This is a genomic window from Wolbachia endosymbiont of Mansonella ozzardi (assembly GCF_020278625.1).
Taxonomy (GTDB): Bacteria; Pseudomonadota; Alphaproteobacteria; order Rickettsiales; family Anaplasmataceae; genus Wolbachia.
The window spans coordinates 1-17225 of sequence record NZ_JADAKK010000021.1; the positions used below are offsets into that span (position 1 = coordinate 1).

At 35.4% G+C, this 17225-nt stretch carries 19 protein-coding genes; 5 read left to right on the forward strand and 14 right to left on the reverse strand.

Translation table 11 applies throughout. From position 1 onward, the window contains the following. Positions 1-138: 138 nt before the first annotated feature. Positions 139-1521: a chromosomal replication initiator protein DnaA gene (dnaA, locus tag IHO40_RS02830; RefSeq protein ID WP_225536662.1), complete on the reverse strand. Its 1383-nt coding sequence runs from the start codon at positions 1519-1521 to the stop codon at positions 139-141. A gap of 312 nt (positions 1522-1833) precedes the next feature. Here dnaA and IHO40_RS02835 point away from each other — a divergent pair, with 312 nt between their 5' ends. After that, entirely contained in the window at positions 1834-2562 is a 729-nt protein-coding gene (locus tag IHO40_RS02835; protein WP_225536663.1) for a type I glutamate--ammonia ligase, read from the forward strand. A gap of 99 nt (positions 2563-2661) precedes the next feature. Here IHO40_RS02835 and IHO40_RS02840 read toward each other — a convergent pair whose 3' ends face one another. The 7 genes from IHO40_RS02840 to IHO40_RS02870 all read right to left on the reverse strand — a co-directional run bounded on the left by IHO40_RS02840 (position 2662) and on the right by IHO40_RS02870 (position 7554). Next, the gene (locus tag IHO40_RS02840; protein WP_225536664.1) at positions 2662-3021 is read right to left on the reverse strand and encodes a hypothetical protein; all 360 of its coding nucleotides are present in this window, start codon (positions 3019-3021) and stop codon (positions 2662-2664) included. Between the two features lie 5 nt (positions 3022-3026). Next, the gene (locus IHO40_RS02845; RefSeq protein ID WP_225536665.1) at positions 3027-3173 is read right to left on the reverse strand and encodes a hypothetical protein; all 147 of its coding nucleotides are present in this window, start codon (positions 3171-3173) and stop codon (positions 3027-3029) included. Positions 3174-3604: 431 nt separating this feature from the next. Continuing rightward, positions 3605-4003 (reverse strand): hypothetical protein, encoded by a 399-nt coding sequence (locus IHO40_RS02850; RefSeq protein WP_225536666.1) that lies wholly within the window; start codon positions 4001-4003, stop codon positions 3605-3607. Positions 4004-4501: 498 nt separating this feature from the next. Beyond that, positions 4502-5806 (reverse strand): adenylosuccinate synthase, encoded by a 1305-nt coding sequence (locus IHO40_RS02855; protein WP_225536667.1) that lies wholly within the window; start codon positions 5804-5806, stop codon positions 4502-4504. Positions 5807-6414: 608 nt separating this feature from the next. Then, complete coding sequence (locus IHO40_RS02860; RefSeq protein WP_225536679.1) at positions 6415-6696, reverse strand: RDD family protein; 282 nt, start codon at positions 6694-6696, stop codon at positions 6415-6417. Further along, positions 6680-6913, reverse strand: coding sequence for a hypothetical protein (locus IHO40_RS02865; RefSeq protein ID WP_225536668.1), 234 nt, complete (start codon positions 6911-6913; stop codon positions 6680-6682). The genes IHO40_RS02860 and IHO40_RS02865 overlap by 17 nt, the downstream gene beginning before the upstream one ends. Positions 6914-7257: 344 nt before the next feature. After that, positions 7258-7554, reverse strand: a complete 297-nt coding sequence (locus IHO40_RS02870) for an RDD family protein (protein WP_225536669.1) — start codon at positions 7552-7554, stop codon at positions 7258-7260. 143 nt (positions 7555-7697) lie between these two features. Between IHO40_RS02870 and icd the strand changes: the two genes are divergently transcribed. After that, positions 7698-9125 (forward strand): isocitrate dehydrogenase, encoded by a 1428-nt coding sequence (icd, locus tag IHO40_RS02875; RefSeq protein WP_225536670.1) that lies wholly within the window; start codon positions 7698-7700, stop codon positions 9123-9125. Between the two features lie 20 nt (positions 9126-9145). Further along, on the forward strand, positions 9146-9784 hold the full coding sequence (gene nth / locus IHO40_RS02880) for an endonuclease III (protein WP_225536671.1): 639 nt from the start codon (positions 9146-9148) through the stop codon (positions 9782-9784). Positions 9785-10313: 529 nt separating this feature from the next. Here the strand turns inward: nth and IHO40_RS02885 are convergent. From IHO40_RS02885 to IHO40_RS02910, 6 genes are all read right to left on the reverse strand, one after another. Beyond that, positions 10314-10538: a hypothetical protein gene (locus IHO40_RS02885; protein ID WP_225536680.1), complete on the reverse strand. Its 225-nt coding sequence runs from the start codon at positions 10536-10538 to the stop codon at positions 10314-10316. A gap of 8 nt (positions 10539-10546) precedes the next feature. Further along, the gene (locus IHO40_RS02890; RefSeq protein ID WP_225536672.1) at positions 10547-10708 is read right to left on the reverse strand and encodes a hypothetical protein; all 162 of its coding nucleotides are present in this window, start codon (positions 10706-10708) and stop codon (positions 10547-10549) included. Between the two features lie 135 nt (positions 10709-10843). After that, positions 10844-11131, reverse strand: coding sequence for a hypothetical protein (locus IHO40_RS02895; protein ID WP_225536673.1), 288 nt, complete (start codon positions 11129-11131; stop codon positions 10844-10846). A 546-nt stretch (positions 11132-11677) separates the two neighbouring features. Then, a complete protein-coding gene (locus IHO40_RS02900) occupies positions 11678-12139 on the reverse strand; it encodes a hypothetical protein (protein WP_225536674.1) in 462 nt (153 codons plus the stop codon). Between the two features lie 127 nt (positions 12140-12266). Continuing rightward, positions 12267-14810 carry a leucine--tRNA ligase gene (gene leuS, locus IHO40_RS02905; RefSeq protein ID WP_225536675.1) on the reverse strand — a complete coding sequence of 848 codons (2544 nt, stop codon included), beginning with the start codon at positions 14808-14810 and terminating at the stop codon, positions 12267-12269. Positions 14811-14822: 12 nt separating this feature from the next. Next, on the reverse strand, positions 14823-15446 hold the full coding sequence (locus IHO40_RS02910) for a murein hydrolase activator EnvC family protein (protein ID WP_225536676.1): 624 nt from the start codon (positions 15444-15446) through the stop codon (positions 14823-14825). A gap of 722 nt (positions 15447-16168) precedes the next feature. On the opposite strand from IHO40_RS02910, the gene IHO40_RS02915 reads away from it, so the two are divergent. Continuing rightward, positions 16169-16348: a hypothetical protein gene (locus tag IHO40_RS02915; protein WP_225536677.1), complete on the forward strand. Its 180-nt coding sequence runs from the start codon at positions 16169-16171 to the stop codon at positions 16346-16348. 462 nt (positions 16349-16810) lie between these two features. Further along, positions 16811-17179, forward strand: coding sequence for a hypothetical protein (locus IHO40_RS02920; protein ID WP_225536678.1), 369 nt, complete (start codon positions 16811-16813; stop codon positions 17177-17179). Positions 17180-17225: the final 46 nt, after the last annotated feature.

Consider the following 17225-nt stretch of genomic DNA (forward strand, 5'->3'; position numbering starts at 1 on the left):
TCAATACTATGATAAGGAAACCGGAGGAATCTTTAAGTAGTTTTTTTCGTTTCTTATTGAATCCAACGCGCTACTAAAAGCTATGCTTGTAGCCCATTGCAGCCCAAGCGCAAACATAAGGCCTATGTAACCTAACCTCTACTTAAACATTTTCCTTAACTGATTAATTTCATCAGCAAAATTTGAGTCGGTTTTTATAAAGTTTTCTATTTGTTTTACTGCATGTATAACAGTAGCATGATCTCTGCCACCAAAGCTTCTTCCAATATCTGGTAGGCTTTTTTGTGTAAATTTCTTAGCGAAATACATAGCTATTTGCCTTGGCCTTACAAGACCACGAAGCCTTCTATTGGAGTGCATATCTGCAACTTTTATATTAAAAAACTCAGCTATTTTCTTTTGTATTTCTGCTATTGTAATTGACTTATGATTTGATCTAAGAAGATCTGCTAAAGTTTCACTGGCCGACTCTACTGTCATACTCCTCCCAATCAACGAAGTATGAGCAACTTTATTCAATGCTCCTTCCAACTCTCTTATATTAGATTTTATATTCCTCGCTAAAAACTCCAGAACATCATCTGGAACATACATACTCATTTGTTCCACTTTGGCCTGCAATATACCAAGCCTTAATTCGAAAGTTGTTTCGTTAATATCCGCCACCAACCCCCAACCAAGACGCGATTTTATTCTTTCCTCTACTCCATCAAGATCGCTAGGAGATCTATCAGCCGATATAACCAATTGTTTATTTTGGTCTATTAGCGCATTAAAGGTGTGAAAAAATTCTTCCTGTGTGCTATCTTTACCACTGATAAATTGTACATCATCTACCATCAATACATCTACTGACCTAAATTGTTCCTTAAACAACATAATATCTTTACTTCGCAGTGCTGTAATATATTGATACATAAATTTCTCTGCTGATAAATATGCTACTTTTCTTTTTACCGATGGAGAATTGACTATGTGCCAAGCTATAGCATGCATCAGATGTGTTTTACCAAGACCCACTCCACCATATAGAAATAGAGGGTTGCTTCCTGGTATTGGATCTATAGACTCTGCCACACGCTTTGCAGCTGTAAATGCTAACTCATTTGGCTTGCCTACCACAAAATTATCAAAGGTAAATCTCGTATCCAGCGGTGAACCAAGACTATGATTACTTTCCTCCCTGTTTTTTGATATAGTGTTAGGGTTTTGATTCTTTTCCTCGATTACTTGAATATCAATAGAACGTATACTTTCATCCTCACTCTGCCATAATGATAGCATTTTTTCCATGTAGTGAACCATAATCCACTCCTTTATAAATCTTGTTGGCACAGACAACAAAACTTCTCCATTGATACTACTGACAAATCTAAGTGAACTTAGCCAGCTGTTATATGTTGCCTCTCCATAAAGATTATAAAGGCAATTTTGGATTTTTTCCCAAGCAATATTGTGATCTGTTACTGTAACAATTTGGTCAAAAAACATAGTAGAAACCTTAGGGTTAATCAAGCTCATATATTACACCAAGAAAAAAGCAATAACTAGAAAAATACAAGACAATCAATAGCTTACTACAAAGTAAAAAGCTAACACTACTTAATACACACTAAAAATTATGGTGATTTTTGATGAATTGTAAAGGGTATAAAATCACTAAAATTGATCATTTTTCTTTCAACAAATGAAACTTCGCTTGCGTTAGAGATTAGCAGCATGCTAAAAAATAATAATGTATTATGTATAAATAAGATATTAAGTTTATTGGCAAAAAAGTAAGGTGCTTATATAAATGTAACTAACCTAATATAAATTTACTGAAACAAATCTATGATCATATTAAGTGGTTTAAGTTATCATGCTAAGCTTGGTATTGAGCTAGAATTTTACATTGAAGAAATAGAAAGAGAGCATTTATTTCTTAGTAATATTAAAAATAGAATAGCTTCACTTGGATTTTTCTGTGAGAAAGAGAGTTCCATACATCAATATGAGATAAAAAGTGGTTGTTACACCAATTCTAATAACTTAGTCAAGCATTTTGAGTTAGCAAAAGAGCTGATTACTGAAACAGCACAAAAACTTGGTGGGAAAGCTTCCTTCAAAGCAAAACCTTACTTAGATAGAGCAGGCAGTGCATTAAACGTGCATGTTAATTTGGTCGATTCAAACAACAGCAACTTATTTTACCGTAGTGAACAAAAGTATAGTGATTACTTGATTCATAGTATTGGTGGATTATGCGCTATGATGAAAAAACACATGTTATTTTTTGCCCCAAATGATGATTCGTATTTTAGATTCCAATATCCGGACATTTATACTCCAACTACAGTTAGTTGGGGCGTGAACAATAGAACTGCTGCAATAAGAATACTCAATTCTGGCGATAAATGTCGCCTAGAACACCGCGTCCCTGGAGCAGATTGTAACCTTGAAAAAGTGCTTGCAGCAATAACTGAAGGTACCACCTTTGGCATAAAAAACGAAATTGCCCCACCAAATAGAGTATATGGTGTTGCATCTGATCCTCAATATAAGATGGAGAGTTTGACATAAGCTCTAACTATGTTAGCTCAGGATACATTCCATAGCTAAGACCCAGGAGAACTATATGTGTTCCCTGACGTGGCAGAAGGCATAGTAAGAACTGGGAAACTAGCCAGCATGACTATCAATCCTATCACCTTCGAAAACAACCTCAAGACCTAATGTGCATTCAATAAATTCTGGGTTTTCACTAAGCTCTTTGATATTATCTTCATATGAATTTTTTTTGATTTGTGAGTTGTCTACAATCTTTACATACAACGTTGTTTTATATGTTGGCGGCGTGCCGGTTCTAGGTACCAGATGTACCTCTATTATATATCTGGGCTGATTTCCTGTATCACGACCCATATTCTCATTGTTCTTGCCAAGATTAGGCTGTTCTTCATGCACTCCTGATGACCCACTATTAGCGGTAGGATTACCACCAATATTACCTCCAAGTACGTCATCAGGCAATCCACCCATTCGTATCATCTTTCTCTACTATGCTGCATTTCCAAGAATTTTTCCACAGCTTTGTATAAAGGTGAGCCTTGAATGTATAATTCCTTATTTCGTTCTATGAACTCCATATTCTCCTCTAGCAATAACGTACAATTCTCACCATTAGATCCCACTAAACCTAGTTATTTCAGTTATGCCTTCACTACTCACATCCATAACCATGATACAAGTTAGAGCTACTCTCCCGGACTCATCTTTATATAGGCCACTTACTTGTCATTTGATAACATGCACCCTTTTCAAATTTGCAGTATCTTTTCTTATCTTCTTTATAAGCACGTATTTCAAGGTTTTTGTTGCAGTAGATATCCAGTTTGCTAATATCTTTTTCCTGCTGTAAAATATCACCAATCTTAATTAGCTCACTTCCATTGTAGTCAATAGATTAACGCTTAAGGCTCTATTAGCATTGTCAGTTTCTTCACAGTAAGCTTGAAAACTTATTTTTTTCAAAATACCTACTTGCAATACTTTTTCCCTCTTGTGACAATTCTATGTATTTACTCATGTCTTTCCTAAATTTCTCATTGAAAGGCTTACCTACCTAATTTATTGCTTCATCTATAAACACTTGTCTTAAATTTGTGTCATGTACTATATCATAAGAAAGCCACATGTTTTCATAAGATTCCATATAACTACTGTTATCATCCCTTTCTACAAAAGTCACATGACCTGCCTTTATAACAGCAAAGTCTATTTTTTTGCTCAGAAGTTCTAAAAAGTATATTTTATGTTCTAGATTTGGCAGTTCAAAATCTGTCATTACCTTATTTAACTGAGAACAAAGCTTTTCATAATCGGCAGAACCAGGTATGCAATCACAACTCCTGATAAGATTACTTAAAATTTCTAACTCTTTACGTAGTTTATCATTTTTCGCAATTGAGAGGAGAAACTTCATTATAGTAGAGTTCCTAATGGTAGAACTTTTTTCCTTCATTGCATTAACAAGGTGTTCAAGATTGTTAAGTAAAGGCAGTGCAAACTGAACAATTTCTGGCTTAAACTTCCTTATATGATTAATGTTATTATCACATTGGTAACCGCTATCCTTTTGCCAATCTAACGTGTATATTCATACAGTGTTTGCAAATTGCATAATGCACGGGGAATTTCCCTTAACATATATTCTAGTGATTCAGACTCACAATAAACGTGCATACTATACCCCACTACATCAATACTATTTTAAGCAGAACATACCTACCTAAGAACAATCAGGCTATTAAAAACTTTACTCTTCACAAACCCTGACAATGAAATGTTGAAAATAACTGTAAGCGTTAGGCTTGAGTTCAGCTTTTTCGCTTTCTTCATACACTAAATTTACCTTCACCATACATTGTTATGCATAGCTGTTTTGTATAATAAGTTAATGCTTGAAGTCATGGAAGTATTTTTTTCGCCAAATGAGCGTTTTTTATTGGATAACAGTTAATTAAGACGCAAGAATATTCTCAGAAAGCTTAAAATCCTTAAGTTCTATAACGTCTTCTCTCTTTGGACTGGTTGAAGCTAGATAAACTGGTACACCTATTAATTCTTCTATTTTTCTCACATATTTCATCAAATTTGCAGGCAATTCCTCAACTGACTTTTTACCCTGAATGTTTTCTTTCCAACCGGGAAATTTCTCATATATCGGCTCCAATTTTCTTTGTATTGAATGTGATGCAGGCAGGTGATCGTATATCCTTCCACTGCACTTATAACCAGTACATATTTTTATTACGTCAAAAGAATCAAGAATATCTAGTTTAGTTAATACAATACTTGAAACTCCAGAGAGTTGCACTGCCTGGCGCACTAAAACTGCATCAAACCACCCGCAGCGTCTTTTTCTATTACTCACTGTTCCAAGCTCCTTGCCTATAGCAAATAAGCTATCTCCCACTTCATTTTTCTGCTCAGTAGGAAATGGTCCGTTGCCTACTCTTGTTGTATAAGCTTTTGCTACACCGATAACATAAGCATTGGAAAACAATCCTGAGCCTGTTATTGCTTGTGATGCTAAGGTATTGCTTGAAGTAACGAAAGGGTATGTCCCATGGTCGATATCTAAAAATGTGCCTTGGGCACCTTCAAATATTATTTTCTTACCTTCTTTTGTAAGGTCATTCAATATTTTCCACACTGGCTTTTTGTATAGAAGAATCTTCTTTGCGATCTCCTCGATTTCCTTTAATATTTCCTCTTTTTTCACTATCCGACAGCTTAGGCCTTTCCTGATAGCATTGTGGTAATTCAGAAGAGCATCCATTCTATTATTGAGCTCATCTGCGTTTTCTAAGTCACAAAGGCGTATAGCTCTTCTTCCAACTTTATCTTCATAACACGGCCCTATTCCTTTGTTTGTTGTGCCAATTTTGTAATTCCCGTTTAAATTTTCAAATAATTTTTCCTTGTCCTTATGTACACTAAGTATTAATGGGCAGCTTTCAGATACAATCAAATTGTTAGGATTGATATCTATTCCTCTAGTTTTTAATGATTCTATTTCCGAGATTAGAGCATGTGAATCAAGAGCAACACCGTTTCCTATAACAGATATTTTGCCCATCCTTAAAACAGCGGAAGGTAGTAAATTTAATTTATAAACTTTATCATCTATTACTATAGTATGCCCTGCATTATTTCCACCCTGAAATCTCACGACTACGTCTGCATTCTCAGAAAGATAATCTACTATTTTACCCTTTCCTTCATCACCCCACTGTAGACCAACAATTACAATATTATTCATCAATATCTTCTGGATCAACACGTAAATGTTAACGCAGTACACCACAAATGACAAGGGGTAATTCTCTGAGCTGGTTAATTAATACCAATTCTCATTACATAGGACAATAACGAGGAAAAGGCTCATACTGAAGTGAGTAAAATGGCGCGGTAAAGTGGCATTATTGTCCATACGCTTTCTATGTAATGGGAATTGGTATTAGAATGCCTTCTCTAGAAACACACCTCGATTATTGCTTGTATTAGGGTAACATTTTTAAATGTGTTCGCATTTTTTATATGGGTACCACATAATAATTGTTTTGGGGTACCTTAAATCTTGTTGTCAATAGTGCTTCTAATACTAAGGTAAATATCACTGTGAAGGGCACGTGTAATAGCTTATATACGTTAGAATCAAAAGCCTCTTCTCTGTCAGTAATATAACTTAGTATCATAAAAAGAAAAATGATTAGACATATTACTGCTAGCAGGATAAAGTAATCAATTACAGCTGCACATTACATCTTGTAACCCCTGCGTAACTTATCTAGTATCCATATTCCCTCCAAATACGATTACTTAATATATCATATCAGTGATTAAATAACCGTAAGTTATAAAGAGAAGTTAGTTTTTGGGTTTATAGTCTATTACTACTGTTTTTTCAATTTTGCCATGAAAAGCTTGTTTATGTCTATCACCTATCGCGTACACCAAGGTCAAGATTAGTGTAGCTAAAGACAAAATGAGGTTATTAAGTAGTGTGTAACAAATTATAAAATACAACACTTCAAAAGCTACTGTTCTGGTTATTGCTTGCATTGGAGTGATTTTTTTAAGTGTATCTTTGTCTTTTACACGCATGCGAAGTAATAATTGTCCTGGAGTTCCACTAAATTCTATTATCATCAAGGTATAAAAATGTTAACTCTAGTATAAATGCTATTACTTGTATGATCATTACTTTACCTAAGGTCATTTCAGTTACATCGAATGATAGAAAAGATGTTAAGGTAAATCCAATTATAGACCCGATAACAAAACCTATACCCTGTGCTAAAATATAATCAATTACAAATGCTAAAACTCGCCTAAGAATTTCTACGTGACTTATTTCAGTATTCATGTATTTTTATAATGCTATTATCAGTATAAGACGCGTTATTAAATAACCGTAAATTGTAAAGAGAAGTTAGTTTTTAAGTTTATAGTCTATCACTAACGTTTTTGCAATTTTGTCATATACAGTCTGTTTGTGTCTGTCAAGTATTGCTAACACGAAAATTAGTATTATAGCTATAGCTGTTGCTATAAGAACTAATTTCTCTAAAAGTAGAAACCACCATTCAAAAATATACTCATCATAAAGTTCTCTTATAGTTCCTACAATAAGCACGCAACCTAATATAGATTCAAGACAGGAATTTTAGATGAGGGTATACCTAATTAATGCTTACACTTGGGTAATATTTATGAATGTACTTGCATCTTTATATATATGCCGCACAGTAGTTTCCCTGGAGTGTCACCAAGTCTCGTTGTCATTAGCATATTAAACATCATACATACTGGTACTATTACCTTAGCAATTGTCATACGGACAGCTGCTTTGTAAGTATCACCTGTATCATTGTATGGTGTAGATGAATGATGTAGAAGATATAGAAAGAAGCTTATAACAAGTACTATTGTTACCCATAAAACACCGTCGATCACACTTGCTAAAACTCGCCTAAGAATTCCGGCATAACTTATTTCAGTATTCATATACTTTCCATGTTCTATGATTAAGCAACCAGTATAAAGGTATGTTATTAAATAATCGTAAATATGCTAACCTGGAAAATATTAGCTACTTGTGTCACTCTACCATTTGAATTAACATTAGGTCATTTATAGTTAGGAGAGTTATGTCAACACCAATCACAGTTGCATATGGTGACGGTATCGGACCGGAGATTATGGAAGCTGTGCTATCGATATTGCGCGAAGCAGAAGCAAAGATCTCAGTAGATGTTATTGAAATAGGAGAGCGTGTTTATAATAAGAAATGGTCTCACGGAATTTCTCCAAGTGGCTGGGAGTCTATTGAGAGGACAAAGATATTACTTAAGTCTCCAACAACAACTCCTCAAGGTAAAGGACACAAAAGCTTAAATGTTGCACTCAGAAAAAATCTAGAGCTATATGCAAACATCAGACCTTGTATTTCGTATCATCCTGTTATAGAAAGTAAATTCGATAAGTTTGATGTCGTTGTAATACGCGAAAATGAGGAAGACGTTTACACGGGGATAGAGCATAGACTCACTGGTGACTCTTACCAGTGCACTAAAATTATTACTAGACCCGGTTCAGAGAAGATATGCAGGTGCGCTTTTGAATATGCGAAAAAATACAATAGAGAGAAAGTAACTTGCCTGACTAAAGACAACATAATGAAGATGACAGACGGCGCTTTTCACGCAGCATTTGATTGTATTGCAAAAGAATATCCGGATATAAAGGCGGAACATTATATAGTTGATATTGGAATTGCACGTGTTGCTACAGAACCTGAGAAATTCGATGTTATAGTAACTGAGAACTTGTATGGTGATATATTATCAGATATAGTAGCACAAACCTCAGGTTCTGTAGGGTTAGCCGGAAGCAGCAATATAGGGAGTGAATACGCAATGTTTGAAGCAGTACACGGTTCTGCTCCTGATATTGCAGGAAAAAACATGGCTAATCCTTCAGGGCTTTTAAATGCTGCAGTGCATATGCTAATTTATACGGGTCAAGTGGGTACTGCAAAACTGATTTACGATGCATGGCTGAAGACTTTAGAGGATGGAATACACACTGCCGATTTATATAAGGAGAAAAGGAGCAAGCAGAAAGTTGGTACCAAAAAATTTGCAGAAGCTGTTGTAGATAATCTAGGGAAAAAACCCACAACGTTATCTGAGCTTATAGTTGGCAGTAGCTTGGATAGTAAAGTAAATAAAACGCAAGGTGACTTTAATCAGAGCTACAAAATTAGAAAGCTGGTTGGTAGCGATATAACACTTGCCTGGAATAAGTCAGCTGATTTTGATCAGATAGTGAAGTTGTTTGAATCGAGTAATCTGAAAATTATAGCAATATACTCAAAAGGTCTTGCAATTTGGCCGGGAAGTCCAAAATCTTTAAGTGATCAAATAACCTGCAGGTTTATTGCAAATAATGAAAAGAAAACTATTACAAATAGTGATATAAATAGCCTGCTAGTCAAACTTGAAGAAAATAGCTTTGATGTGGTGAAAATGGATAAGTTGTATCTGTATGATGGGAAAGAGGGTTTTTTTTCTTAAATAAAGATGCTATAGATAAAATGGATTCAAAAAAAATAGAATTGATATTTGAAAAGTTCAAGCAGTCGAATTCTATACCGAAAATAGAGTTAAATTATACCAATCATTTTACATTGCTGGTTGCGATAGTTTTGTCAGCACGGACAACTGATGTGAGCGTTAATAAAATTACAAAAGAGCTGTTTAGCATCACTGATACACCAGAAAAGATGCTGGAATTGGGACAAAATGAGCTAAAGAAACGCATAAGCAGTATTGGTTTGTACAATTCCAAGGCAAAAAACATAATTGAACTCAGCAAAATATTAGCTGAGCAGTACAATAGCAAAGTTCCTACAAATTTTGACGACTTGGTGTTTTTGCCAGGAGTTGGGAGAAAGAGCGCTAATGTGTTCTTAAATTCAGGGCTTGGCGTTCCAACATTGGCAGTTGATACTCATGTTTTTAGAGTTAGCAATAGATTGGGTCTTGTGAAAGAAAAAGACGTGTTTAAAACGGAGCAATCTCTTTTAAATGTAGTTCCAAAAAAATATCTGCTTTATGCTCATCATTGGCTGGTTTTGCACGGTAGATACGTTTGCAAAGCACAAAAACCCTCGTGTGAAACGTGCATAATTCATGATTTATGCGAATTTGAGGGCAAGAGGCATAAGGTCTAATGTTTGTTGTCCAAATAGTTGCCTAAGCCATGGAAATAAAAAAACTACTTAACAACCTTCGCTTTCACCCTTGTCATAGTAATTAGGCTATTTGTTTAACTTCCTAATCTGTGCAGGTTAGAATGACAAGAAAACTTGTATTTTGTGTACTATTATTTAATTTTTTGCACTATGTGTACTTCATGTCTTTTTAAAACTTCGGGTTTTTACCTATAAAAGCTGAAACGCGCTTATAAGTCGTTTAAGACATCACCAACGCCGGATTTTAAAATAGAGAAAGGAATAACTAACTACTTCAGGGTTTTATTGTTTTTTTTTCTACTTGGTAAATTTCCTAAATATTATAGCTTAGGTTAGTTGTGTTTAAAAGCAGCTAAATTGCAGCGTTTAAGACATAAAAACGCCAATACTGAAAATAAATACTGAATAGGGCTTCTTTTGCCTTCTTTGCCTAATTTAGTTATGCAAGAAGTACATTTTCAGTCTCTTTTTTACACAAATACTAAAAATATATAATTAATACTAAAAATTATAACGTGCTCCTACCTCTAAAGTTGCATCTGGCATTTTTATTGGTTGCTTTAAAACCACTCAGCTGTCCGCCCATGGTGATACCAACCGCATCAACTATCTGTGGAGTAATTTCATAATCAACCTCAACCTTTGGTTTATAGGAAATAGAACCCAGTATTTTATCTATTAGAGGTAACATTTTTTTCTCATCTGCTACTGTAGTTGTTATTTCTTTTGTCAATGGAGGTGTTATCTTGTTTTTTCACTGAAGGTTTTGTTTCGTCTGTCACTGTAGTTGTTATTTCCTTTGTCACAGATGGTTTTAGCTTTTCCTCTGTCGTAGGTGTTGTCGTTTTCTACCGTTAGTGGTTTTGTTTTGCCTTCTGTTGTAGGTTTTGGTTTTTCTTCCACCGGTAGTTTTGTCTTTTGCTGTAGGTTCTGTTTTTTCTTTTATCGGTGGCTTTCTTATATCCTTTTTTTCTCTTTTTTTTGTTCCTATGAAGTCTTCAAAAAGGTCCCTAGTAAGGTTTCAATACGCCAAACAGGTCAAAAATATATAAACTTCTTGTCATTGCCTTTTTGTGATTCTTCTTTTGTTAGATCTTCACTGCTACTGAACCCAAAAGGTACTGTTTGCAGATATCCTTCAATTCCTATACTAGCATAAAGTTTCACAGGATTAGTATCAGGATTAGGATAATAACGATAATTTGCTAATATGCCAGCCCCTATTCTCTTCAATGACCGAACCTTGCCCAGGAATCTCAAGTTCGAACTGAGATCTCTTGTTATAACGATAACCAAAAACAACTCCAGGCTTCGTTTTAAAGCCATTACTCTACCCAGCACCAAAGTTAAACCTGTGTAGTATTTATTTTCTAAATCAAGCTGCACCCTTTGCTATACCTGCTAAAGATGAAGTAAGCAGTGCAGCAAGTGCAAACAATTTCTTCATTTTCATACGGCCTCATACTATGTCTGTCTTTCCTTACAACAGACTGGATTAAGAAGGGATGAGCGCCTAAAAAGCTAGATAACTCTGTTTGCTGGCAATAAATTTTTTGTCCCGAGCATACATAGTCAGATGTTCTTTAGATCACATCCAAATACTAAATATAGTTCTGGAAACTAAAACTTAATCAAAAATTATAATGCACTCCTACCTCTAAAGTTGCGTCTGGCATTTTTACTGGTGGCTTAAAACCACTTGACTACTCACCTATAGTAACACCAACTGCACCAACTATCTATGGAGTAACCTCGTAATCAACCCCGACCTTTAGTTTATAGGAAATAAAACCTAGTATTTTGCCTGCTGAAGGTAGACCAGGGGTTTCTGTACCATAAATATCTGAAACAGTTCCTACTTATAGCTCCACCCTAACCAACTTCTGCATTATCGAAGTCTTCTGCATTATTGCCTATATCACCACCACCTGTTTCATCACCACCTCCAACACTTGTAGCACTTACACTGCCGCCACCAAAGCCAAAAGGAGTCAATATTTTGACATATCCACCTAAACCTCTACTGACGTATAGCTTAACAGGGTCAATATCAAGATCAGGATAAAAGCGGTAGTTTTCCAGCAGGCTAGTTCCTACTACCATGCCTTCACTAGCAATGTTGTTAATGTTACTAAGAACCTCAAGTTCAAATTTAAAGTTTTTGTCATGATAGTAACCAAAAACGACGCTAGGTTTCATTACAAAGCCACCACCCCATCCAGCATCAAAGTTTAACCCTGAGTAGTATTGACCTTCTAAATTAGCCGCTACATTACCAGCTGCACCTGCTAGAGATGAAGTGAGTCTCATAGCTAAGACGCATAATCTCTTCATTTTCATATAACTCCTCATACAAAAAAAACATATATAATGTACAAGTATATAACCCTTATATTAAAAAGAATATAATCGCATGTCAAAAAAAGTATAACCATGAAATTAAGGACCGCTGCTCAGATTTTTATATAACTATATTTACTACCTTATTTGGTACAGCATATATAGCACGAACTTTGCTTTGATCAATCCTATTGGACACAGAGTCTATTGCTATTTTCTTTAACTCTTCTTGAGATAAGTCAGCTGCCACTCCGATTGTTGTACGTAATTTTCCATTGATCTGAACTGCCACAGTTACCACATCATCAATCAATAACGATTCAACAGCTTTTGGCCAAGATTGTAGACATAGCATACCTTCGCCTCCTATTTCTTGCCATAAGTTTTCAGCCAGGTGTGGTATAAACGGTTCGATTACTCTGATTAATATACATATACCTTCATCAATAAGAGATTTTCCATTCTTCACATCTATTTCAGCTATTAAATTTGTCATTTCACGGAATTTTGCCACTACACAGTTTAATCTGCAACTTTCCAAGTCATCTGTAATTCCGTGTAAGAGTTTATGTATTTTTTTTCTGTATTCTAGAAGTTTAGCTGTGACATTTTCATTATCATAGTGAATATTCACAGGTCTTAGCTGCATTACCATGCGCCACAATTTATTTATGTAGCGAGAGCAACCTTCCACGCCATCATCGGACCATTCTATATCTTTCTCTGAAGGAATATCAGATAATACAAATAAGCGAGCAGTATCAGCACCGTATTTTTCTATGATAAAGTTTGGATCAACTGTATTCTTTTTTGATTTACTCATCTTCTCGACTTTTCCAGCTTGAACCTCAGCGCCTTGTGCCATCAATTCCTTTGCTTCTTCAGGAAAAAGCCATTTACCATTCTCATCTTTGTAAGTTACATGACAGACCATTCCTTGAGTGATCAAAGTAGAGAAAGGCTCCTTAATATTAAGGTAACCACATTTGGTCAAGGCACGGCAGAAAAATCGTGAGTAGAGCAGGTGCAAGATCGCATGTTCTATTCCACCTATATAATAATCTACAGGCATAAAACGATCGCATGCATCCTTATTGATAGACTTATTTTCACTACAAAATGCAGCAAAATACCAGGAAGATTCAAAAAAGGTGTCGAATGTATCAGTTTCACGCTCTGCTTGCTTTCCACATTTTGGACAGTCAACGAATTTCCATGTTAGATGTTTATCAAGTGGATTGCCACCACTTTTAAATTCTACATCCGTTGGCAGAACTACGGGAAGGTCTTTTTCTGGCACTGGCACAGTTCCACAATCCTTACAATATATTATAGGTATAGGGCATCCCCAATAACGTTGCCTTGAAATTCCCCAATCATGTAAACGATAGTTTATCGTTTTTTTGCCTATTCCTTTTTCTTCAAGCTTTTTAATAGCTACCTCCCTTGCTTTTTTGACAGTTAATCCGTTTAAGAATTCAGAGTTGAACATCGCTCCATCGTCGGTGTATGCTTCTTTTAAGGTCTCTGTGGCTTGTGCGCTTTCTCTACAAATTACAGGAATAATCGGCAAATCATATTTCTGTGCAAACTCAAAATCACGCTGATCATGTGCAGGGCATCCAAAAATTGCACCTTCTCCATATTCCATCAATACAAAATTCGCTATATAGAGAGGCAATTCCTTGTCAAGAAATGGATGTTTAGCATTCAATCCGGTGTAAATTCCAAATTTTTCGTCATTTCCCCCATTTGGGTTTATATCATCAATTATCATTCCAGCGCGTGACGCTGTAATCCATTCATCTTTTTGCTGGATCCTAGTGTCGAAGTACTGGGATGACAAAACTTCATGAGCATCTGGAAGCGTGATATCCTGCACAATAGGGTGCTCTGCTGCTACCGCAAGAAAAGAAGCTCCAAACAAAGTATGAGGAGAGGTTGTAAAAATCTTTAACTTCTTATTTAGACCAACTATTTCAAACTCTATGGTAACCCCTTCGGACTTTCCTATCCAGCGCTCTTGCATTGTTTTAACTTTCTCTGGCCAATTTTTTAAATCTTGCAAACACTTGAGTAAATCTTCAGCGAAATCAGTAATCTTCAAAAACCATTGAGATAACTTACGTTTTTCAACAACTGTACCTGAACGCCACCCTTTTCCATCAACCACCTGTTCATTTGCAAGCACTGTTTTGTCTACCGGGTCCCAGTTAACCCACGACTCTTTTCGGTAAGCAAGTCCGTGCTTTAGAAAGTCCAGGAAAAATTTTTGTTCGTGTTTGTAATAGTCAGGCTCACATGTGGAGAGTTCACGCTCCCAGTTATAAGAAAGACCTATAGATCTAAGCTGTGCATGCATATTATCTATATTCTCTTTCGTCCACTCCGCAGGGCTAATATTATTGTCCCTTGCTGCATTTTCAGCTGGCAACCCAAATGCATCCCAGCCAATTGGGTGCAAGACCTCAAATCCGTAAGCTCTCTTATAACGTGCTATCACATCTCCTATTGTATAGTTACGCAGGTGTCCCATGTGAATTTTTCCAGATGGATATGGAAACATCTCCAGCACGTAACATTTCTCTTGCTTGCTATTTTCGCTTACAGAAAAATTCCACTTATCTTGATAAAATTTTTCAACGTTTTTAAAATCATATTTCATATAAATCTGAATTCAATTACAGTTCATATGCTTCAAAAGATTAACCGCTTGACCGTTATGCCGTATTGTGAAGCACATCTGCGGATCTTTATCCTGCGTACTTGACTTACCTGCAGATCCAATTACCTGACCCTGTTTTACTTTATCACCAATTTCAACGTGTATGTTTTTTAGGTAGGAGTACACAGTCACATAATTATCTCTGTGCTCTACTATAATTAAATTTCCATACCACCTCAGCCCTTTGCCTACATATATCACTTTACCAGGTGCAGAAGCAACCACACTCGTTCCGCCTTGAGCAGCAATTTTTACTCCATCTCTGCATACTTCATCAGAGGAAGTAGTTGAAATAACAGTACCTTTAATTGGCATTACAAATTTACAATTTACCATATCAATTTCCACATTTCGCGCTTTATTGTTATCTCTATATACCTTATCCATGACAGCTTTTCTATTCTCTTTTCTTATTGAAGGATCAACATCTTCTCTAACTAAACGGTATTCCCTTATATATTCTAGGTCTCTTTTTCCATAAAACTCTTCACCTTTAAGCAGCACAGGTGCAGGTTTTTGCAGACCGCAGCTTACTAGTATTGCCGATAGTATAAAGAATAAGGCTATACGCAACATAAATCTATTTAGATGATTTAAACTATATTAAATAGCATACTTTTGAAGGTAAAAAGATTTTCATGTTATTTTTTCTGTTGTTAATTTACTTCTTGGCATTTTGTAATGGTTTATGTAAAATCATTCTAAAATTAGTTAAACTTACTCCGAAGGAACAGTTGTAGTTTGTTTTTAGATAGGTGTGGTTTACCTCATCCAGAGAAAGTGGAAACAAAGATCACAGTTATTTATTTACGTCTCCAATTTTATAGTTCATACATAGAGACAAAGATTTACATTCCGTATTTTATGTCTCTATACATTTATTGGTAGGCAAGCTGAGTTGAAGTAATTACAGGAGCTTAAAGAAAAAAACACCGCTTCTTTTGTTGTAGTCAAAGGAAGGCGTCGTATAGGAGAAAGTCGATTAACTCAAGAGTTCGGTAAGCATTTTGAGTAATGTTACTCATTTATAGGTTTACTACCAGAAAAGCATACTATAATGTCTCACCAATTTAATGAATTTCCTGGGCAAATTGCTAGGTAATTTAATATGCCTTTTGCTAGTATGATGACTGGAGCGATTTACCATGGACAGTTGGCAAGCGTCTACTATCAGGGAAAATATTACTGCTATTTGATAAAATCTCTTGGATGGGGTCAAAAGATCCAACTTTTTTAGGCAAAATAAAGAGTTTTTGGGAGACACAGCTAAAAAATAATAACAAGTTAATTTTTTTTGTGTGGATCTGCATCATCTTGGACCGAAAAAAACATACTTAAGTAGTGCTGATTTTGTAGGAAGGATATCATTGACTTTGACACTCGGGAAATTAGCGCTTTCTGATTGCAATAGATTTTGGCCAAAAAATATTTCATCATATGAAAATTTTAAGGTACTCGCAGTGCCGGCGGAATTCTAAAATATTTAGAAGGGGTAAACTTAAAACATAGTGTTGAAGAAAATATTAAAAAGCTTTGTTTCTCGAAAGGTGGTTTTTAGTTAAGGAGTTTGGTCAAGTATTCTTAGATTTATTCATGTGAAAAACGGCTTTTTATAAGCAAATAGTCAGGACTTTTTCTACTAGAGCTAAAGAACAGGAAGAAATTTGTGCTGCTTTAGACATTGCGAGACATGGACACATTTCCGAGTATCTATGTGAGCTTGAGCTTGCTGGTTTTATTGCAAAGGATCACGCTTGGAATATAAAAACGGGTATTGATTCGCGACTGAGAAGGTACAGATTTCAAGATAACTATTTAAGGTTTTATCTAAAATATATTGAAAAAAATCTAGGAGAAATTATTGTAACACCTACTCTATAGGATTACTTACATTCCTACCGGAGTGGCATACAATCATCGGACTTCAGTTTGAAAATTTGGTGATTAACAATAGAAAAAGCACACATAATATCTTGGGAATTGATGGAATAGTAAGTGAAAATTCATTTTTTCAGAGGAAGACAAGCAATAGTGCTGAATGTCAAATCGATTATATGATTCAAACAAAGTTCAACACTCTCTACATTTGCGAAATCAAATTTTCAAAAAATAAAATCGGTCATTCAATAATCCAAGAAATACAAACGAAAATAGATATACTAAACCGTCCAAAAGGCTTTTCATGCCGTCCAGTTTTCATTCACGTTAATGGTGTAAGTGATGATGTTATAGATAGTGACTACTTTGCAAGTATAATTGATTTTGGAGAGTTGTTAGATTGTAATACCAATGGTAATAGAACAAATTAAGGGTACCGTTTTGCCAGTCAACAATGGTGTCATTCCAGCATCACGC